This is a genomic window from Variovorax sp. GW458-11-26-14-LB1 (genome assembly GCF_059423965.1).
Window position 1 is genome coordinate 56,222 of the sequence record NZ_JBWKYW010000025.1, and the last position, 20,656, is coordinate 76,877.

Genomic DNA, 20,656 nt, shown 5'->3' on the forward strand with positions numbered 1-20,656 from the left:
GGTCACCCCTTGCGCAGCCAGCTGCCGAGTGCGCCGAGCAGCCCGCCGCGCTGTGCATGCGCGGCCGTGCCGGCGGCCAGGTCGGCGAGGTCCGAAGGCACGCCGTGCGGTGTGCCGTGCGCCGAGGACGCGATCTGCCCGAGGTTCTCGAACAGGTAGCGGCGCGGCTCCACGCGGTGCCCGAGCGTCTGCGCCGCCTGCTGCACGGCGCGCAGCACCAGCAGCGAGTCGCCGCCGAGGTCGAAGAAGTTGTCGCTGGCGCGGATCTCGTCGACGTCGATGCCGATCACGTCGGCCCAGATCTGGGCCAGCTGGGCGTGCTCGGGGCTGAGCAGTCCGCGCTTCGCCTCGCGCGCGTCGCCGTTGAGGGGCTCGGCCGGCGCACTCTTGTCCGCCTCGTCGGCCACCAGCTTGCGCAGATAGCGTGCGCTGGCCGAGCCTTCGGCGCTGGCGATCTCGGCGAGCGTGGCATTGGGGTGGTCGGCGACGCGGGCCAGCACCTCGAGATAACGCTCGCGCAGCTGGGCGCCGGTCTCGCGCAGGTACACGTCGGCGTTGTAGAGCAGCGCGCCTTCCAGGCCGTGCGGCTTGTCCATCAGCCACACGCCGACGTCGTCGGTGGCGCCGTGCTGCATCACGTGCACCTGGCGGGTCTGCAGGCTGCCGACGGTGCGCGCGCGTTCGCGGGCGTCCTGGAACGAGAACATCGCCTGGTAGGGCCCCGAGGCCTTGATCTGCCCCGCATAGCCGGGCTCGGCCATCAGGCGCTCGAACGGCACCTGCTGGTGGTTCATCATCGACAGCAGCTCCTGCTTCACGTAGCGCATGAAGTCGGGCAGCGGCAGCGCCATGTCGACCGCGAGCGAGACTGGCAGCACGTTGTTGAAGAAGCCCATGACGTCTTCCGTCTCGGCCTGCTGGCGCCCGCGCACCGGGTTCGCGATGACGATGGCGTCGTTGCCGGTCGCCTGGGCCATGGTCAGCGCGTAGATGCCGAAGGTCAGCATGCTGAGCGTCACGTCCATGTCGCGCGCCACCTCGCGCAGCCGCTGCGTGCTCTGCAGGTCGATGTGGATCCAGTGCGCGCCGCCCTGGCCGCTCTTGCCCGCGCGGCGCGGCATGTCGGTGCGGGGCGGGCGCACGGCCCTGGCGCTTGCGAGCCGGCCGCGCCAGAACGCGAGCTGCTCCTCGCAGGCGGGCTCGGTCAGCCATTTCTCGAGCCACTCGGCATAGTCGCCATGGGTGGTGGCGAGCGCGGGCAGGTTGTGCGGGCGGCCGCGTTCGGCGGCGTCGTAGAACGCGCCCAGCTCGCGCTGCATCAGGTCGAAGGACCAGCCGTCCCAGATCAGGTGATGCGGCACGAACAGGAAGACGTGCTCGTTGTCGTCGAGCTGGAACAGGGTCGCGCGCATCATCGGTGCGCTGTGGATGTCGAGCGGCTGGTCGGCCAGCTCCTGCATCTGCTCGACCAGCTCGGCCTCGCGCTGGTCAGCGGGCAGGCCGCGCAGGTCGACCAGCGGCAGGGCGAACTCCACCGACGCTGCGATCGATTGAATGGGCCGCCCCGTGTCCTCGTCGAAGCCGATGCGCGTGCGCAGCGACGGCTGGCGGCGGATCATCTCGCGCAGCGCGCCTTCGAAGCGCGCCGCGTCGAGCTTGCCGGTGAGCCGCTGGGCCGAGGGTGCGTTGTAGACCGACCGGCCCGTGTACAGCTGCTCCATGAAGCGGATGCGTTCCTGCGAGGGCGTGAGCGGCGCGCTGCGGCGATCCGGGTGGCAGGCAATGGGCGCCTGCAGGCCGACGCCCGCGCCCTGCAGCGCCTCGATGACCGCGGTCAGCTTCTCGGCTGTGGGCGCCTCGAACAGCGCGCGCAGCGGCAGCGTGACCTGGAACTCGCGGCTCAGCAGCGTGGTGAGCCGCGCGGCCAGCAGCGAGTGGCCGCCCATGGTGAAGAAGTTGTCGTGCATGTCCAGGCCCGGCAGGCTCAGCACCTTCTCCATGACCGCGAGCACCTTGCGTTCGTGCGCGTTGCGCGGGCCGGCGCCGCGCCGCACCTCGTTGCGCGCCACCGCCTGCGGCGGCGGCAGCGAGACGCGGTCGACCTTGCCGTTGGCCAGCGTGGGCAGGGCGTCGAGCGTCACCACGTGCTGCGGCAGCATGAAGGCCGGCAGGTGCTTGCGCAGGTGCACCATCAGCGCATCGAGGTCGAAGCCGCCGCCGGGCAGCAGCGCCAGGTAGGCCACCAGGCGCACGTCGCCGGGGTTGTCCTCGCGGGCCACGACCACGCTGCGCGAGACGCCGGCCACTTCGCAGCAGCGCACCTCGATCTCGCCGGGCTCGATGCGGTAGCCGCGCACCTTGACCTGGAAGTCGAGCCGGCCGAGGTGGTCGAGCAGCCCGTCGTTGCGCCAGCGGCCGCGGTCGCCGGAGCGGTAGACCTTCTTCGTGGCGCCGAAGATGCGCACCGTGACAAAGCGCTCGGCGGTCAGCGCGGGGCGGTCGAGGTAGCCCAGTGAGACGCCTTCGCCCGCGATGCAGATTTCGCCAGGCACGCCGATCGGGCAGGGCTGCAGGTCGGCGTCGAGGATCCAGATCTCGGTGTTGTCGACGGGCCTGCCGATCGAGATGCCGCGCGAGGCGATCTCTTCGGGACGCACATGCCAGGCCGTGGAGTACACCGTCGTCTCGGTCGGGCCGTAGCCGTTCCACAGGCCTTCCATGCGCTCGCACAGCGCCAGCGCCATGCTCGGGCGCAGCGCCTCGCCGCCGGTCCAGCCGCGAAAACCGGGCGTGCCGCCGGCCCACTGGGCATCGAGCAGCAGCTGCCACATGCCGGGCGTGGCCTGCAGCAGCGTGATCTGTTCGTCGTCGAGCGCCTGCGACAGGCGGTTGCCGTCCATGGCGACCTCGCGCTGCACCATCACCAGCTCGGCGCCCGCCGCCAGCGGCAGCAGCAGGTCGGGCACGGCCATGTCGAACGACAGCGTGGTGACGGCGGCGATGCGGTCGGACGGGCCGATGCCCGATTCGCGCTGCATCCACTGCAGCAGGTGCGCCACGCCCCGGTGGTGCGCGATGACGCCCTTGGGCAGGCCGGTCGAGCCGGAGGTGTAGATCACATAGGCCGCGTCTTCGGAGCCCGGGTCGTCGCTGCTCGGCGGCAGCGCTTCGCCCGAGAGCTGGCGCCAGGCGGTGTCGCGATCGATCTCGAAGACGCGCTGGTCCGCGTCGGCGCGCCAGTCGCGCGGCGCCACCGCGATGTCGGACGAGGTCAGCATCAGGCTGAGGGTGGCGTCGCTGGCGTAGTGGTCCAGCCGCGCCTGCGGAAATGAGGTGTCCATCGGCACGTAGGACGCCCCCGCCTTGAGGATGCCCAGCATTGCGACGACCATCTCCAGGCTGCGTTCCAGGCACAGCCCCACGCGCTGGCCGCGGCCCACGCCGCGCGCGCGCAGCGCACGCGCCAGGCGGTTGGACAGCGCGTCGAGCTCGCCGTAGCTGCAGCTGCGCGCGCCGTCGCGCACCGCCGGGCGGTGCGGCTGCTGCGGCACGCGCGCCACGAAGCCGGCATGCGCCAGCGGCGCGCCGCGCAGCGGCACGCGTGCGGGCTGCAGCGCCAGCAGCGCACGCGCGGCACCGGCGGACAGCACGTCGAGCCCGCCGATGGTGTCGTCGGGCTTGTGCGCGGCCGACTGCAGCACGCACTCGAACATGTCGAGCCAGCGCTGCACGCTCACGTCGTCGAACAGGTCGGTGTTGTATTGCGCCTCGACCTGCAGGCTGCCGGCGTGCGGGCGCAGGTTCACGAAGAGTTCGAAGTTCTCGTAGCGGCGGGCGATGGTGTCCTGCACCACGTCGAGCGTGGTGAAGGCCTGCGCGCTGCTCGCCACGTCGGGGTCGACGTTGAAGGTCACGCTCACCAGCGGCAGCCGGCTCGGGTCGCGCTCGAGCGACAGCTGGCCCAGCAGCGCGCCATAGGTCAGGGCCTGATGATCGAAGGCGTCGAGCACGGCGGTGCTGCATTCGTCCATCAGCGCGTCGAAGCGCATGGCCGGGTGCGCGGCGATGCGCAGCGGCAGCAGGTTCACGCAATGGCCGACCAGGCCGGGCACGTCGTGCGCGAGCTGGCCCGAGGTCGGAATGCCGACCACGATGTCTTCCTGGCCCGTGAGGCGGTGCAGCGTCGCGACGAAGCCGCTGAGCAGGCCTGTGAACAGGCTGACGCCGGCCTTGGTGCTCGCGATGCGCACGGCGCCGACCACGCGCCGGTCGAGCAGGCGCTCGGCGCGGCGCGAATTGAAGGTGCGCGCGGCCGGGCGGGGGCGGTCCAGCGGCAGGTCGAGCACGGGCTGCGTGTTGCCGGCGAAGCGCTCCAGCCAGTAGTCGATGTGCGCCTGCATGTCGGGGCTCGCGGCCGCGACGGCTTCCTCGGCGGCGAAGTCCGCGAAGAGCGGCGCGGCCTTGAGCTTCAGCCCGATGCCGGTTTCCTCGGCATAGAGGTGGCCCAGCTGCTCGGTGATGACCGCCCACGACCAGCCGTCGCAGACCACGTGGTGCGCCGACATCACGAGCTCGTGCTCGTCATCGCCCAGGCGGTACAGCACCGCCCGGAACAGCGGCCCGTGTTCGAGCGAGAACGGCGTGCAGACCGCCTCGTCGTGGGCCGCGTGCAGCGCCTGCGCGAGGGCTTCGGGCGCGAGCCCGCCCAGGTCGTGGCGGACCAGGTGGTTCCCGGCCGGGGGGCTGACCAGCATGAAGGTGCCGTCCGGCGAGATCGTGGCGCGCAGCGCCTGGTGGCGCTCGAGCAGCCGGTCGGTGGCGCGCGCCAAGGCGTCGCCGTCCAGCGCGCCGCGCAGGCGCAGCACGACCGACTCGTTGTAGGCCATCGAGGCCTCGGGGCTCAGCGTGGCGCCGAGCCAGATTTCGCGCTGCGACTCGGTGGTCGCGATGATGCATTCGACGAGGCCACCGCTCGCGGTGGGCTTGAGTGCGGCGTTCATGCTGCGGCCTTTCCGTTGATGAGGCGCTCGTGCAAGGCGGCGTCTTCGGGTACGTACCAGTACGGCTGGCCGTCGCTGTCGCGGGCCAGCACGCTGCCGTCCTCGACGGGCTTGCGCGCGTCGAAGCGGGTGGGGGCGGGAGCGCGGCGCGGAAGGAAGCCGGATTCCTGCATCTCGGCGACCGATTCCTTGAAGGCGCGCTGCAGGAAGGCGATGTCCTCGGCGCTGTGCGCGCTCGTGAGGAAGCACGGGAAGTTGTCCAGGATGTGCACGCCGCGGCTGCGCATCATGGCGAACAGCAGGTCCTGCAGCGGCTGGTCTTCGAGCCAGCTCACGCGCCACAGCGACGCGAAATGACGGATCTCGATCGGCGCGCCGACCTCCTGGCACCAGCCCGAGAGCTCTGTGGCCATGGCGGTCGTGCTTGCGTTGAGCCCGGCCTGCAGCGCGGGCCCGGCCTCCTTCAGGTGCGTGAGCGAGGCCTTGGCCGCGGCGAGCGCGAGCGGGTGGCGCACGAAGGTGCCGGCGAAGTAGGTCACGCCCACGCCCGGGATCGAGTCGTCGCCGTACTGCCAGGCGCCGCCGTCGAGCGCGTCCATGAACTCGCGCTTGCCGGCGATCACGCCCACCGGAAAACCGCCGCCGATCACCTTGCCGTAGGTGGCGAGGTCGGCGCGCACGCCGAACATTTCCTGCGCGCCGCCCAGCGCGCTGCGAAAGCCGGTGATGACCTCGTCGAAGATGAGGCAGCAGCCGTTCTTCGCGGTGACGTCGCGCACGTCGTGAAGGAACTCGCGCGGCTGGAAGTCGGGGCGGCGGCTTTGCACCGGCTCGACCAGCACGGCCGCCAGGTCCGCGGCGTTGTCGCGGATGAAGGCCAGCGCCTCGGGCGTGCCGTAGTCGAGCACGCGGATGTCGCCGAACATGCCGCTCATCACGCCCGGTGCGGCCGACAGGCCCTTGCCGCCCTTGCCGGCGCGCACCAGCACTTCGTCGAAGGTGCCGTGATACGAGCCCGTGAAGGCCACCACCGTGCTGCGCCCGGTGACGGTGCGCGCGATGCGCAGCGCCGCCATCACGGCCTCGGAGCCGGTGTTGCACAGGCCGGCGCGCTCGCTGCCCGTGAGCTCGCAGATGAGGCGGGTCACGTCGGCCGCGAGCGGATGCTGCGGCCCGATCTCGTAGCCCGCGTCGAGCTGGGCGCGCACGGCGTCCTGCACGAAGTCGGGTTGCCAGCCGAACAGGTTCAGCCCGAAGCCGTTGAGCGCGTCGACGTACTCGTTGCCGTCGAGGTCCCAGAGCCTGGAACCCTTGGAGCGTTCGATCACGATCTGGTAGGTGATCTCCTTGGTCAGCGGACGGAAGCCGTTGACCACGCGCGGGTCGGCCATGTGGGCGCGGTTGTCCTCGGTGAAGCGCTTGCTCTTTGGCGTGCGCTCGACATAGCGCCGCACGAAGGTGGCGAGCCGTGCCTTCTGCCGCGCGCTGGGTTCGGCGGTGCGCTGGGTGTGGATGCGGGCGATGGCGCCGAAGGCCTTGTTGACGTCGTAGCGAAGCGGTGCTTCGGCGGGCGGCTGTGGCTGCGCGGCGGGTGCGGCCTCGGTCGACACGGGCATCGCCGCCACCGCCACTGGCGCGGCCGCGCCGGACAGGAGCGCGAGTTGCTGGCGCATCAGCTCCATCTGCTGCGCGATCACCTGGTTCAGCAGGCCGGTGGGCTGCGCAAGCCCTTGCGGTGGCGTTGGCATCGACACCTGCACGGCGGAGGCCACAGGCATGGCGGGCATGGCGGGCACAGCCACCGGCTCGGCCTCGGGCGGCAGGCTCTGCAGCAGGTACGCGGCCAGCGCGTCGAAGCTGCGGTAGTTCTCCATCAGCTGGCGGAAGCTCAGCTCGACCTTGAAGCGCTTCTTGATCTGCGTGGCAGCCTGGGTCAACGTGAGCGAGTCCATCCCGATCTCGCCGAACGGGGCCTGGCCCTCGGCCTGGGCCATGTCGATGCCCGAGATGTCTTCGAACAGGGCCCGCAATCGGCTGTCGACCGACGCCGCGCGCGACGCCTCGGGCGGCGGGGAAGAAGGCAGAGGAAGGTCAGGCGAGGGCGCTGCAGCGGTCACGATCGGCTCCAATGAAACAGTCAGGGCGGGCGCAAGGGCCGGTGACACCGGCGCGGTGGGCGCGATGTCGACCCACAGGCGCTTGCGTTCGAACGGGTAGGTGGGCAGGCACACGCGCCGGGCGCCGGCGCGCGGTGCGAGCAGGGCGAGATCGACCTCGGCGCCGCAGGTCCACAGGCGCGCGGCGGCCAGGCGCAGGGTCCGGGTCTCGTCGGCCGGTTCGCCGTGCAGCAGCGACACCGCCACGGCGCCGGCCTTCGACGCCGGAGCAAGCCCTGGCAGGCGGTGCTGGCGCACCAGTGCGGCCAGCGTGTTGCGGGGACCGACCTCCACGAACACCGGATGGGTGGCGTCGTCTGCCGCGCTCTGCAGCGCCGGCGAGAAGCGCACGGTGCCGCGCAGGTGCTGCGCCCAGTAGGCCGGGCTCGTGGCCTGTGCGCTGTCGAGCAGGCGGCCGGTGAACGTGGAGTAAATCGGGATCTGCGGCGCGTGCAGCGCCACCTGGCTCACGAGCGCCTCGAAGGGCGCCACCGCGGCATCCATCATGGCGGAGTGAAAGGCGTGCGAGGTCTGCAGCAGCCGGCAGGCGACGCCCTCGGCTTCGAGCGCGGCCTGGAGTTCGGCGATGGCCTCGGTGGGGCCGGCGGCCACGCAGGCGCCGGGTGCGTTCTCCGCGGCGAGCGAGACCTGGGGCGAGGCCGCGAGCCGCCCGGCCAGCGCGTCCGCGCCCAGGCGCACCGACAGCATCGTTCCCGCGGGCTGGGCCTGCATGAGCGCGCCGCGTCGGGCAATGAGCCGGGCGGCATCTTCCAGTCGCATCACGCCGGCGATCACGGCCGCGACGAATTCGCCGACGCTGTGGCCGATCAGCGCGTGCGGGCGCAGGCCCAGCGACAGCAGCCGCCGCGCGAGCGCGTACTCGAGCGTGAAGAGCGCGGGCTGCGTGACGGCCGTCGGCGCGAGCGCCTGCGGGTCGTCTGCGAACAGGCGCTCGCGCAGGTCGAAGTCCAGCGCGCCGTCGAAGGCACGCACGCAGTTGTCGAACGCGGCCGCGAACACCGGGTCGCTCGCATGCAGCGCGCGGCCCATGCCCGGGTACTGCGCGCCCTGGCCCGGGAACATCAGCACGGGCTGCGGCGCGCGCTCGGCGATCCGGTCGCTCACGCGCCAGGCCGTGTTCTCCGAGCGCAAGGCCTCGATGGCCTGCGCCGCATCGCCGGCCACCACGGCGCGGCGGAAGGCATGGGCCTTGCGGCCGACGCACAGGGTGAACGCCGCGTCGGCCAGGCAAAGCTCGGGCTGTTCCTCCAGGTGCGTCGCGAGCCGCTGTGTCGCGACCGCCAGCGCGGCCTCCGAGCGGGCCGACAGCGCCAGCACATGGACGCCCGGCTGCGTGGTGCGTGCCTGCCGCGCCGGCGCTTCCTCGAGCACGACGTGCGCGTTGGTGCCCCCGACACCGAACGAGCTGACCCCCGCGCGGCGCGGCAGGTCGGCCCGCGGCCACGGCTGCAGCTGGTTGCTGACGTGGAACGGCGTGCGCGCGAAGTCGATCGCCGGGTTCGGCGCCGTGAAGTGCGCGGTGGGCGGAATCAGCTCGTGGTGCAGCGACAGCGCCGTCTTGATGAGGCCGGCGGCGCCCGCGGCCGTGACCATGTGGCCCACGTTGCTCTTGAGCGAGCCCAGCGTGCAGTAGCCCCGTGCGTCGGTGTGCTCGGCGTACGCGACGGCCAGCGCTTCGACCTCGACCGGGTCGCCCATCGGCGTGGCGGTGCCGTGCGCTTCCACGTAGGAAATGCTGCGCGCGTCCACGTCCGCCGCGGCCAGCGCGGCGCGGATCACCGCCGCCTGGCCGTCTACGCTGGGCGCGGTGAAGCTGGCCTTGGCGCCGCCGTCGTTGTTGACGCAGGCGCTGCGCAGCACGGCATAGACGGTGTCGCCGTCGGCCTGCGCATCGGACAGCCGCTTGAGCAGCACCACGGCGGCGCCGTCGCTGAACACGGTGCCCTTGGCCTGCGCGTCGAAGCTGCGCGTGTGGCCGTCGGGCGAGAGCATCGAGCCCTCGTTGTAGAGGTAGCCGCTGCGCGGCGGGCAGGTGACCGAGGCACCGCCCGCCAGCGCCATGTAGCACTGGCCCGTGCGCAGCGCGTGGAAGGCCTGGGCCACCGCGACCAGCGAGGTCGAGCACGCGGTGTTGACACTCACCGCTGGCCCGCGCAGGTTGAGCCGGTTGGCCACGCGGGTGGTGATGTAGTCCTTCTCGTTGGCCAGCATCACCTGGAATTCGCCGACGGCCTCCACGAGGTCGGGCCGCGAGGCCACGTGGCGCTGGAAGTAGGTGGCGTTGTACGTGCCCGCGTACACGCCCACCGGGCCCGGCGCTTCGTCGGGCACGTAGCCCGCGCGCTCCAGGCACTCCCAGCAGATCTCGAGGAACACGCGGTGCTGCGGGTCCATGAGCGCGGCTTCCTTCGGGCCGATGCCGAAGAAGGCGGCATCGAAGCCTTCGATGCCGTCGATCACGCCGCGCGCCCGCACGTAGGCCGGATCGCGGCGCAGCGACTCGCTGACGCCGGCGTCCAGGCTGGCGTCGTCGAAGAAGCTGATGGTGTCGCGCCCGGCGACGAGGTTGTCCCAGAACTGCTCCACATCGCCCGCGCCGGGGAAGCGACCGGCGGTGGCGATGAGAGCGATGGGCTCGGGGACGCTGGCGGCGTCCTCGCGCACGGGCACGGGTTGTGGCGCCTGCGGCGCCTCGCCAGCGGACTGCAGTTGCGCCGCGATGGCGCCCGGCGTCGGGTGGCGAAAGAAGAGGTTGGTCGACAGCGGCGGCGCGCCTTCGCGCTGCAGGTCCGCCAGCACCTGCAGCACCAGCAGCGAGCTGCCGCCCAGGTCGAAGAAGTTGTCGTGGCGCCCGGCCTTGTCGATGCCCAGGGCGCGTGCGAAGGCGTCGCACACCTGCTGCTCGAGCGCGTCGCGCGCGGCCTCGAAAGGCTGCGCGAGTTCGGGGCGCTCGGCGGCCGGCTCGGGCAAGGCATTGCGGTCGAGCTTGCCGTTGGGCGTGACGGGGAGTTGCGCAAGCCACACCTGCGCCGACGGAAGCATCACCGCGGGCAGGCGGGTCGCCAGGTGCGCGCGCAGCGTGTCCCACGCCAGCTTCTGCGTGCGCGCGACCAGGTAGGCGACCAGGCGCAAGTGGCCGTCGCGACCGGGCCGCGCGACCACCGCGCAGGACTGCACCGCGGGGTGCGCGAGGATGGCCGCCTCGACCTCGCCGGTCTCGATGCGGTGGCCGTGGATCTTGACCTGGCCGTCGATGCGCCCGATGAACTCGAGGGTGCCGTCGGGCAGCCAGCGGGCGAGGTCGCCGGTGCGGTAGAGCCGCTCGCCCGGCGCGCCGAAGGGGTCGGGCACGAAGCGCGCGGCCGTGAGTTCGGGTTGGCCCAAATAGCCGCGCGCCAGGCCGTGTCCGCCGATGCACAGCTCGCCCACGAGTCCGCTGGGCAGCAGCTCGAGCGTCGGGCTCAGCACGCGCAGCACGGTGTCCTTGATCGGGCGCCCGAGCGGTACCGAGCGCGGGCCCGCTGCGATCGCGGCGCGCTCGATGCGATGGGTCGCCGCGAAGGTCGTGCACTCGGTCGGCCCATAGCCGTTGCTGAGCGTGAGCCCGGGGAGCGCGTCGAGCGCGCGCCGCACATGGGGTACCGACAGCGCCTCGCCGCCCGTGAACAGGTGCGCCAGGCCCGCGAGGTGCTGCGGATCGCCGTCGACCACGGCGTTGAAGAGCGAGGCCGTGAGCCAGGCGGTGTGGACCTCGTGGCGGCCGATGGTGCGCGCGAGGCCGGCGCCGGTGGGTACCCGTTCGTCGTGGATCACGCAGCGCCCGCCGTTGAGCAACGGCCCCCAGACCTCAAGCGTCGAAGCGTCGAAGGCGAGCGGCGCCGCGTGCAGCATCGCGCGCCCGGGTGCGAGCTCGATGTAGTCGACATCGACGACGAGCCGCAGGATGGCGCGATGGCTGATCTCGATGCCCTTGGGTACGCCGGTCGAGCCCGAGGTGTACATGAGGTACGCCAGCGATTCGCCGTCGAAGGCCGGCGGCGTCCACGGCGTGGGGGCCGCGCTGTCTTCGGGCGCGTCGATCCGCACGGCGGTGCAGTGGGCCGGCACGAGAGAGGCCAGTGCCTCGATCGTCACGACCCGGGTCACGCCGGCCTGGTCGAACATCGTGGTGACGCGTTCGGGCGGGAAGTCGGTCGGCACCGGCACGTAGGCCGCGCCCGCCTTGAGGATGCCGAGCATGGCGACGATGGCGGCCACCGAGCGCTCGAACACCATCCCGACGGGGTCGCCCGGTTGCACGCCCGCGCGCTGCAGGCGTTGTGCGAGCCGGTCGCTGCGCGCGTCGAGCTCGGCATAGGTCATCGCTTCGTCGCCTTCCACCAGCGCCACCGCGTCGGGCGTGGCCGCGGCCCGGCGGCCGAACACGGCGGGCACGGTGAGCGACAGGTCGGGCGTGGCGGGCGGCGTGGCCCATGCGGCGAGCTGGTCGCGGCGGTCGGCGTCGGGCAGGGCGCGGATGTTGTGGAGCGCCGCACCGGGATGCACCAGCAGATCGGCGGCGGTGTCGGCGATGGCTGCGAGCAGGCGGGTGGCGCAGGGCGCGTCCATCCGGCTCGCGTCGACGTTCAGATGCAGGCTGGCGGGGAGTTCTGTCCGGGCTTCGAGCCGCAAGGGCGGCAGGGTGTCGGCGGTGTGCGGCGTGGCCCGCCGGTCGAGGTCGAGCTGGGTCAGCCACGCGCTCGCGGTGCCGGGCAGCGACGTCGGCATGCCTTGCGGCCCCGGCAGGGCCGTGCCCAGCCAGCGCGATTGCAGCAGCAACCAGGCACCCACGAAGAGCGTGTCGGGCAGGTACCCCGTGGTGCCCAGCGACGCTTGCCAGCGCTGCGCGAACCCGGCTTCGAGGACCAGCGAGACGCCAAGCCGTTCGCCTGCCGCCGCGCGCGCGGGCGGCGGCACGAACAGATCGCCCAGCGCGGCCAGCGAGGCCACGGCGGCCTCCGGCGACGAAGCAATGTGGGTTTCCATGCAATTACCCGGCTGCAGACTGTGAATGGGAAATTCAATTGAAGGAATCGAATTGATTTCAATTGGATTTGGTTCTTGGTTTGTCGCGATCCTATGAACTTGGTGAGCCTTCTGTTTGGCTCTTTTCTCCATGTTTACATTTGGATATAAATATTTCCGAATCGAACTACCTAAGCCATGACATTTGAGGTACCAAGGCCATTTGTGGTGGGCGTTTTGTCACCCCTGTAGGAAGCCATGATGGAACGTCGATTCGAAAAAATGGCCATTCTTCTTCGCTATGTCTGCAGACCTGCGAGTCTGAGTTTTGGTATAACTTATATGAATATTTCTAAAATCAGACAAGTTTTGACGGTTGACAAGAAACTTTTCGCGAATTGAGACAGTTGGAAGGAATCGGCATTCGAGCGTTGAGCACTCAGAATGGGGTAGATATTTTTCTTCTGTGGAATGGTTTTTCGGCTTTTGATTAATTTGAGGGTGAATTTGAAAATTCTCAAAGGGCCCAAAAGATCTAATGAAAAATGTTACTTATCATCTGATTTTTGGTGCCTGGGATGCAATTTTTCGTGGTTCTTGGTGATCATTGAAATTCAAATGATGTCCATTGTTTTAATGAAATAGAGAGCAATGGGGGTCGAGGTACTTTCCCCTCTGTCAGCGCACGGAGCGCGGGGATGCATTGCGACAATCGCCGGCAAATTTCGGAAAGGCGGTCGCGCCATGGGTACCGGCATTGATCCCGGCTGATTTCTGTCGCGCCGGCCGGAAGGCCCGAACCGGGTCCGGGCATCGATGCAGCGGGCCCGTCATTTCGTCCGCAATTCACCGCCGGACCGCGGCGCGAATGCTTTGCGGGCACGGGTTTTTTCAGGCCGGACAGACGGCGTTTTTTCGACGCGACCAGCGGGTCGTGGGGGCCGCGCCGGGCACGCGGTCCCAGGCAGGCGCTTTGTCACGCTCGCATGCACGCCGGGCAGGGCGCATGGCTCCCTCACCAAAGGGCGCTTCGCTCATGTGCGAAGGCACGGCGATGCCTAGACTGGCCCTGCCATGCATCGTCCACTGTGATCCTCCCTGTGTGGTGTGGGAGGGGCGAGGACACAGCAGCGTGCGTGGCCCTGTTGCTGGAGTGCTTGGGCGAAGGCCTTGTCGGTGCGCACCGACGACGCCTTCCGCCACGGGCCGCTTGCAGGCGCGTGAGGACGCGCTAGAACGACGAGATGGAACGAAGGAGTGCAGCCATGGCCACCCAACCCGATCTTCCGTCTCCGATCACGCCCGACCTGCCGGTCGAGCCCGACGAAGGGCCGGAGCACGCGCCCGACGAGCCCACCGACCCCGAGCCGCCGCCGAGCGCGAGGTAGGCCGAACGCCCGTCGCGCCGCGCTAAGCTCGCGCGATGGATGAAATCGATTGCGCCGTCATCGGTGCCGGCGTGGTGGGTCTGGCCGTGGCGCGCGCATTGGCGCTCGCAGGCCGGGAGGTGCTGGTGCTGGAGTCCGAAGGGGCCATCGGCACGGGAACGAGTTCGCGCAACAGCGAGGTGATCCACGCGGGCATCTATTACCCGCAGGGCTCGCTGAAGGCGACGCTGTGCGTGGAAGGACGCGACGCGCTCTACAGCTACGCGCAGGCACGCGGCGTGCCGCACAGCCGCTGCGGCAAGCTCATCGTGGCGACCTCGGCCGAACAGGTGGGGCAGCTCGACGCGATCCGCGCCAAGGCCGCTGCCAACGGCGTGGACGACCTGGTGCTGCTCACCGCACAGCAAGCCAACGCCATGGAGCCGCAACTGCATTGCGTGGCCGCGCTGCATTCGCCGAGCACCGGCATCGTCGACAGCCACGCGCTGATGCTGGGCCTGCTCGGCGATCTCGAGAACGCGGGCGGCATGCTGGCGCTCAAGTCGCCCATCGAACGCGCCGAATGCGGGGACGGCGCCGTCGTGCTGATCGCCGCCGACGGCACGGCGCTGCGTTGCCGCACCGTGGTCAATGCCGCGGGGCTGGGCGCGCCGGCGCGGGCGCGCCGCTTCGAAGGCATGCCGGCGTCGGTGGTGCCGCGCGAGCACTTCGCCAAGGGCAGCTACTTCACGCTCGCGGGCCGCGCGCCGTTCGGCCGGCTCATCTATCCCGTGCCGGAGCCGGGCGGGCTCGGCGTGCACCTGACGCTCGACCTCGGCGGGCAGGCCAAGTTCGGGCCCGACGTGCAGTGGGTCGAGGCGGCCGACGATCTCGTGGTCGATCCCGCGCGCGGCGAGCGCTTCTACGACGAGGTGCGCAGGTACTGGCCGGCGTTGCCCGACGGGGCGTTGATTCCCGGCTATGCGGGCATGCGTCCGAAGATATCGGGGCCGGCTGAGCCCGCGGCCGATTTCGTGATCGCGGGGCCTGCGTCGCACGGGGTGCCGGGGCTGGTCCATCTCTTCGGCATCGAGTCGCCGGGCCTCACCAGTTGCCTGGCCATCGGACGGCACGTTGCAGACCTGCTCGCCGAGGCCTGATGCATGCACTCGGGCACAACTGAGCACATCTGTCGCGCATGAGGGGCTTTCGAGCCTGTAACATGACAGCACGCCATATGCTGGCGTGAAGCCGCCGGCGCGGTGCCGGTGTCATCACGGAGGAAAGATTCCAATGAGTGCATCCAACAATCTTGAAGCAGCAGCCGAAGACATCGCAAGCGACGTGCGCGGCGTGCTGGCCAGCAAGGACCTGGATTCGGTTCCCCACATCAAGGCGCTGCGCCAACGCATCGACACCAAGCTCGCCATCGCGCGCGAGCTGGCTTCCGAAAAGAGCAAGCTGGCCGCCAAGAAGGCGCGCCAGGCGGCCACCGCCACCAACACCTACGCCCACGACGAACCTTGGCAGGTTGCCGGTGCCGCACTGGCCGTCGGCGTGCTGGTGGGCCTGTTGCTTGGCCGCCGCTGAGCGTCACTGCACCGGCCTGAGCGCACACCGCCGTCCCTTCGTTCGCCGTCGCCACGCTGTGGCCGGTGAGGGCGGAGGCGGCGCATGAGACTGCTGTCCCTGTTCGGGCTCGATGCCCGCATCCGCCGGTTGCGCATCGCCGCCGCCGAAGGTGCGCTGGCGGCCGAGGACCGGGTGCAGTTGCTGCGCATGGCCTGGGAGGACGAGAAGCAGCGCCTGAAGCTGACCCTCGTCCTGGTCGTCGCCGTGCTGGGGCTGACCACCGTCGCGGTGGCACTGCTCTCGATGGCGGTGGTCGTGCATTACTGGGACACGCCGTACCGCGTCACCGCCGCCTGGGTGGTGGCTGGTGTCTGGGCGGTGCTGTGGCTGGCGGCCGTCATCGGCCTGATGCGCAGCCTGAGCAATGCCTCCAACAGCTTCGTGCCGACCTTTCACGAGTTCGAGCGCGACTGGGCCTGGGTCCAGGACCGCTTCAACCTCGGCAAGGACCCGGAGCTGGACGACGAAGCGCCGCGTCCGCCGCGCCCCGTCACGCGCGAAGAGCTGCTGGCCCGCATGGAACGCCAGCGTGAACGCATCGCCACCCTGCAGGGTGGTCGCGAGACGCAGCCGGCCTCGGGCGAGCCTGCGAACGAATCGGCTGCGGCCACGGCGTTGCGCATCGCGCGCGAGCATCCGGTGGCTGCCGGGGTGGTCGCTGCCGCCGCCGTGGCGGTGATCCGCCCGAAGCGGTTGCTGCGCTGGGCCACGGTCATTGCACCGGTGCTCTGGCGCATGCGCTGAGCACGAAGAACCGGCTCAGGCCTTGCTGCGATCCCGCTGCAGCGCCTGGGCCGTTTCGCGGACCAGCCCGGGGCCGCGATAGATCAGGCCGGTGTAGATCTGCACCACGTCCGCGCCCGCGGCGATCTTGGCCTTGGCATCCGCCGCACTCAGGATGCCGCCCACCCCGATGATCGGAAAGTCCTTGCCCAGTGCCGCGCGCAGTTGCGCGATGACGCGGTTGCTGGCTTCGCGCACCGGCGCGCCCGAGAGGCCTCCGGCTTCCTGCGCGTGCGGCAGGCCGGCCACCGCGTCGCGTGCGAGCGTGGTGTTGGTGGCGATCACGCCGTCCATGCCGTGGCGCTGCAGCGTGGCGGCGATCACCGCGACCTGCGCGTCGTCGAGGTCGGGGGCGATCTTCACGAACAGCGGCGCGCGCTTGCCGTGGCGCGTGGCCAGCGCTTCACGCCGCTCGGCCACGGCGCCCAGCAGGGCGTCGAGCGCTTCGTCGCTCTGCAGCGAGCGCAGGTTGGCCGTGTTGGGGCTGGAGATGTTGATCGTCACGTAGTCCGCGTGCGGATAGACGCCGTCCAGGCAGGCCAGGTAGTCGTCCACCGCGCGCTCGATCGGCGTGGCCGCGTTCTTGCCGATGTTCAGGCCCAGCAGCATCGGCGACTTGCCGGCGCCGGCCTGCTTGCGGAAACGGGCCTTCTGCACGTTGGCCAGGAAGGCGTCGAGCCCTTCGTTGTTGAAGCCGAGCCGGTTGATCAGTGCATCGCGCTGCGGCAGGCGGAACATGCGCGGCTTCGGGTTGCCGGGCTGGCCCTTGGGCGTGACCGTGCCGACCTCGACGAAACCGAAGCCCATGGCCGCGAAGGCGTCGATGCAGCGTGCGTTCTTGTCCAGCCCGGCGGCCAGGCCGACGCGGTTGGGGAAATTCAGGCCCGCGAGCTGGATCGGGTCTTCGACGCGCGTCGCCGCGTAGGCGCAGGCCAATGGCGTGTTCTGGGTGCGGGCCAGCCCGTCGAGGGTGATTTCATGGGCGTGCTCGGGGTCGAAACCGAACAGAAAAGGGCGGGCCAGGCCATAGAGCGAAGAGGGCAACAGCAGGGGCATCGGATAATTCTCGACTTCAATGAGCCAAGGATTCTCCGCGATGACCGCACCCGCCTCCCCAACCCCTCTTTCCCAGGATGAACTCAAGGCCCAGGTCGGCCTTGCCGCGCTGGCCTACGTGGTCAAGGGCGAGATCGTCGGCGTGGGCACCGGCTCCACGGTCAACAAGTTCATCGACGCGCTGGCCACGATCAAGGATGAGATCAAGGGCGCCGTCTCCAGTTCGGTCGCGTCCACCGAGCGCCTGCGCGCGCTGGGCATTCCGGTGTTCGACAGCAACGAGGTGGAAGAACTGGCCGTCTACATCGACGGCGCCGACGAGATCGACCACCGGGGCTTCATGGTGAAGGGCGGCGGCGCGGCGCTCACGCGCGAGAAGATCGTCGCGGCGCAGTCCAAGCGCTTCGTCTGCATCGCAGACGCCTCCAAGCTGGTCGAGACGCTCGGCGCGTTTCCGCTGCCGGTGGAGGTGATCCCGATGGCCGTGCGCCGCGTGATGCGTCAGTTCGCCGGCCTGGGCGGCATCGCCCAGGTGCGCGAAAAAGACGGCCTGCCGCTGGTGACCGACAACGGCCAGCACATCGTCGATGTGACCGGCTTGCGGATCACCGACCCGCGCGCCTTCGAATCCGAAGTGAGCCAGTGGCCCGGCGTGGTGACGGTGGGGGTCTTCGCCCACCAGAAGGCCGACGTGTGCCTGCTGGGCACGGCGTCGGGCGTGAAGACGTTGCAGTTCGCCGGCTGAACGGCGGCGATGCAACACGGGGAGCACGGGGGCGGGGCCCCCGTCGTTCCTAGAACTTGATGCCGGCCGGGTTGTTCGGGCCCGGCGCGTTCGAGGGTGGTGCCGGTGCGGGGTTCGGCGGCTGCAGGGGCGTGTCGGTCGCACGGGGCGCCGCCGCCGCTGGTGCCTGCTGCGCGACGAGCGGGCGCGCAGCCGGCGGCCGATAGCCTGCGGGCAGGCTGTTGCTCTTGGGATAGCCGGCCGCATCGAGGTAGCGCGACCATTCCACGTCCGAGAAGCCCTTGAGCTGCTGCGACCCGACGGTCAGCAGCGGCAGCGCGTTCTGTCCGCTCAGGCGCTGCAGGGCGTCGACGTCCTCGTTGCTCTTGATGGTGCGTTCCTCGAAGGGAATGCCGCGCGTGGTGAGCAGCGTGCGCGCCTCGTTGCAGGGGCCGCAGCTTTCGCCGCTGTACAGCGTGACGGGGTAGCGCTGTGCCACCTGGCGCAGTTCGTAGGGAAGCCCGCTGTTGGCCGGCGCGTTGACGCCGGCCGGCTGGGGCCCGCCCGTCGGCGCATTGGTGACGACGGGGGGCTGGTCCGAGAACGTGACCTTGCCGTTCTTGTCGACCTGGCGGTAGACCGCCTGTGCCAGCACGCTGGCGGTCGACAGCACGAGGACCAGGCCGATCAGGCCGCGCATCGGGAGTTTGTAAAAAGTCGGATACATATCTCCCGAGTATCGCAAGCTTCAGCGCCGTATCAAGCGGGCTGTGCCTGAGCCATGCCCTGATGTCGCAGCAGCGCATCAAGCTGCGGCTCGCGGCCCCGGAAGGCCTTGAACGAATCCATGGCGCTGCGGCTGCCGCCGGCCTCCAGGATGGCCTGGCGGTATCGGCGGCCGGTCTCGATGTTGGGTTCGCCGTCGGCGCCCACGGTTTCCTCGAAGGCCGCGTAGGCGTCGGCGCTCAGCACCTCGGCCCACTTGTAGCTGTAGTAGCCGGCCGCATAGCCGCCCGAGAAGATGTGGCTGAAGGTGTTCGGCGTGCGGCTGAACGGCGGCGAGGGCATCACGGCCACTTCGGCACGCACCTGGCCGAGCAGCGCCATCACGGCGCCCGGTGCGGCGGCGGCAGCCTGGTGCTCGGTGTGCAGCAGCATGTCGAACAGCGAGAACTCGATCTGGCGCAGCGTCTGCAGCCCGCTCTGGAAGTTCTTGGCGGCGGTCATCTTGTCGAACAGCGCGCGCGGCAGCGGCTCGCCGGTGTCGACGTGGGCCGTCATGTGGGCGAGCACGTCCCACTCCCAGCAGAAGTTTTCCATGAACTGGCTCGGCAGCTCGACCGCGTCCCACTCGACGCCGCTGATGCCCGACACGTCGCGCTCGTTCACCTGCGTGAGCATGTGGTGCAGGCCGTGGCCGAACTCGTGGAAGAGGGTGGTCACGTCGTCGTGCGTGAGCAGCGGCGGCTTGCCGTCGACGCCGCTGGCGAAGTTGCACACCAGCTGCGCCACGGGCGTTTGCAGCACGCCGTCGTCGGGGCGCAACCAGCGGGCGCGCACGTCGTCCATCCAGGCGCCGCCGCGCTTGGCGGCGCGGGCGGAAGGGTCGAGGTAGAACTGGCCGACCTTCTGGCCGCCACGTTCGATGCGGTAGAACTCGACGCTCGGGTGCCAGGTGGGCGCGCTGTCGCGGCGGATCGACACTTCGAACAGTGTCTCGACGATCTTGAACAGGCCGGCCATCACCTTCGGCGCCGGGAAGTACTGCTTCACCTCCTGCTCGCTGAAGGCGTAGCGCGCCTCCTTGAGCTTCTCGCCCACGTAGGTCCAGTCCCAGGCCTGCGGGTCGACGAGGTTCAGCTGTTCCGCCGCGAAGGCGCGCAGGTCGGCCAGGTCGCGCTCGCCGTAGGGCTTGGCCTTGGCGGCGAGGTCGCGCAGGAACTTGACGACCTGCTCGGGCGATTCGGCCATCTTGGGCACGACCGAGAGTTCGCCAAAATTCTTGTAGCCCAGCAGCTTCGATTCTTCCTCGCGCAGCGCGAGAATCTCGGTGATGAGCGCGGTGTTGTCGAACTTCGGATCGCCGAGTTCGCTGGCGCGCGTGACGTAGGCGCGGTACAGGGTTTCGCGCAGTGCACTGCTCTTGGCGAACTGCATCACCGGCAGGTAGCACGGCATCTTGAGCGTGAGCTTGTAGCCTTGCTTGCCTTCGGCCTCGGCGGCTGCGCGTGCGGCGCTCACCACGTCTTCAGGCACGCCGTCGAGCTCACCCAGCTGCGCGTAGTGCGCGAAGGCGTCGGTGGCATCGAGGGCGTTCTCGCTGAACTTCTGGCTCAGCTCGGCCTGGCGTTCCTGGATGTCGGCAAAGCGCTGCTTGGCCTCGCCCTGCAGCTCGGCGCCGCCGAGCACGAAGTTGCGCACGGCATTCTTGTGCGCCTGGCGCTGTTCGGGGTTGAGCGTGGCCGGGTCGATGGCCTTGTACTTGGCATACAGGCGCTCGTCGGAACCCAGGCGCGTCCAGAAGGCGGTGACGCGCGGCATGGCCTCGTTGTAGGCGGCGCGCAACTCGGGGGTGTCGGCCACGGCGTTGAGGTGGCCCACGGCGCCCCAGGCGCGGCTGAAGCGTTCGGAGGCCACGTCGAGCACCTTGGAGATCGCGATCCAGTCGGCCGGGAATTCGGGCGCTGTCACCGTCTGCAGCGCGGCCTCGGCATCGGCCAGCAGCGCGTCGACCGCGGGCGACACGTGTTCGGGCTTGATGCGGTCGAACAGGGGGAGGTCGGTGAAGTCGAGGAGCGGATTGGTCATGTGAAAGATCCTGGGCGAGCGTAGCGAAGCCATTTCGGGAACCACCGCGGAACCGGCTTTGCCGGGCCGCCGGTGGTGCCCCTTGAGGGGGAGGCGGCTACACGC

Annotated in this window: 10 protein-coding genes; 5 read left to right on the forward strand and 5 right to left on the reverse strand. The window is 69.9% G+C overall.

Translation table 11 applies throughout. From position 1 onward, the window contains the following. Nucleotides 1-2: 2 nt before the first annotated feature. Both AC07YS_RS17775 and AC07YS_RS17780 read right to left on the reverse strand, forming a co-directional pair. Nucleotides 3-5,000: an amino acid adenylation domain-containing protein gene (locus AC07YS_RS17775; RefSeq protein ID WP_495268575.1), complete on the reverse strand. Its 4,998-nt coding sequence runs from the start codon at nt 4,998-5,000 to the stop codon at nt 3-5. Continuing rightward, nucleotides 4,997-12,202 (reverse strand): amino acid adenylation domain-containing protein, encoded by a 7,206-nt coding sequence (locus AC07YS_RS17780; RefSeq protein ID WP_495268574.1) that lies wholly within the window; start codon nt 12,200-12,202, stop codon nt 4,997-4,999. Before AC07YS_RS17780 ends, AC07YS_RS17775 begins: the two co-directional genes overlap by 4 nt. A 1,244-nt stretch (nt 12,203-13,446) precedes the next feature. On the opposite strand from AC07YS_RS17780, the gene AC07YS_RS17785 reads away from it, so the two are divergent. From AC07YS_RS17785 to AC07YS_RS17800, 4 genes are all read left to right on the forward strand, one after another. Then, nucleotides 13,447-13,569, forward strand: coding sequence for a hypothetical protein (locus AC07YS_RS17785; RefSeq protein WP_062479916.1), 123 nt, complete (start codon nt 13,447-13,449; stop codon nt 13,567-13,569). Between the two features lie 35 nt (nt 13,570-13,604). Next, nucleotides 13,605-14,708 carry an NAD(P)/FAD-dependent oxidoreductase gene (locus AC07YS_RS17790; protein ID WP_495273984.1) on the forward strand — a complete coding sequence of 368 codons (1,104 nt, stop codon included), beginning with the start codon at nt 13,605-13,607 and terminating at the stop codon, nt 14,706-14,708. Nucleotides 14,709-14,841: 133 nt separating this feature from the next. Continuing rightward, complete coding sequence (locus AC07YS_RS17795) at nt 14,842-15,138, forward strand: glycine zipper domain-containing protein (protein WP_056580064.1); 297 nt, start codon at nt 14,842-14,844, stop codon at nt 15,136-15,138. A gap of 84 nt (nt 15,139-15,222) precedes the next feature. Continuing rightward, complete coding sequence (locus AC07YS_RS17800; protein ID WP_495268572.1) at nt 15,223-15,924, forward strand: phage holin family protein; 702 nt, start codon at nt 15,223-15,225, stop codon at nt 15,922-15,924. 15 nt (nt 15,925-15,939) lie between these two features. Here AC07YS_RS17800 and AC07YS_RS17805 read toward each other — a convergent pair whose 3' ends face one another. After that, nucleotides 15,940-17,019, reverse strand: coding sequence for a quinone-dependent dihydroorotate dehydrogenase (locus tag AC07YS_RS17805; RefSeq protein WP_495268571.1), 1,080 nt, complete (start codon nt 17,017-17,019; stop codon nt 15,940-15,942). Nucleotides 17,020-17,059: 40 nt separating this feature from the next. Here AC07YS_RS17805 and rpiA point away from each other — a divergent pair, with 40 nt between their 5' ends. Further along, nucleotides 17,060-17,764, forward strand: a complete 705-nt coding sequence (rpiA, locus tag AC07YS_RS17810; RefSeq protein WP_095745673.1) for a ribose-5-phosphate isomerase RpiA — start codon at nt 17,060-17,062, stop codon at nt 17,762-17,764. A 49-nt stretch (nt 17,765-17,813) separates the two neighbouring features. Here rpiA and AC07YS_RS17815 read toward each other — a convergent pair whose 3' ends face one another. Together AC07YS_RS17815 and AC07YS_RS17820 are read right to left on the reverse strand one after the other, a co-directional pair. Next, entirely contained in the window at nt 17,814-18,443 is a 630-nt protein-coding gene (locus tag AC07YS_RS17815) for a glutaredoxin family protein (protein ID WP_495268570.1), read from the reverse strand. Between the two features lie 59 nt (nt 18,444-18,502). Continuing rightward, complete coding sequence (locus AC07YS_RS17820) at nt 18,503-20,551, reverse strand: M3 family metallopeptidase (RefSeq protein ID WP_495268569.1); 2,049 nt, start codon at nt 20,549-20,551, stop codon at nt 18,503-18,505. Nucleotides 20,552-20,656 lie beyond the last annotated feature (105 nt).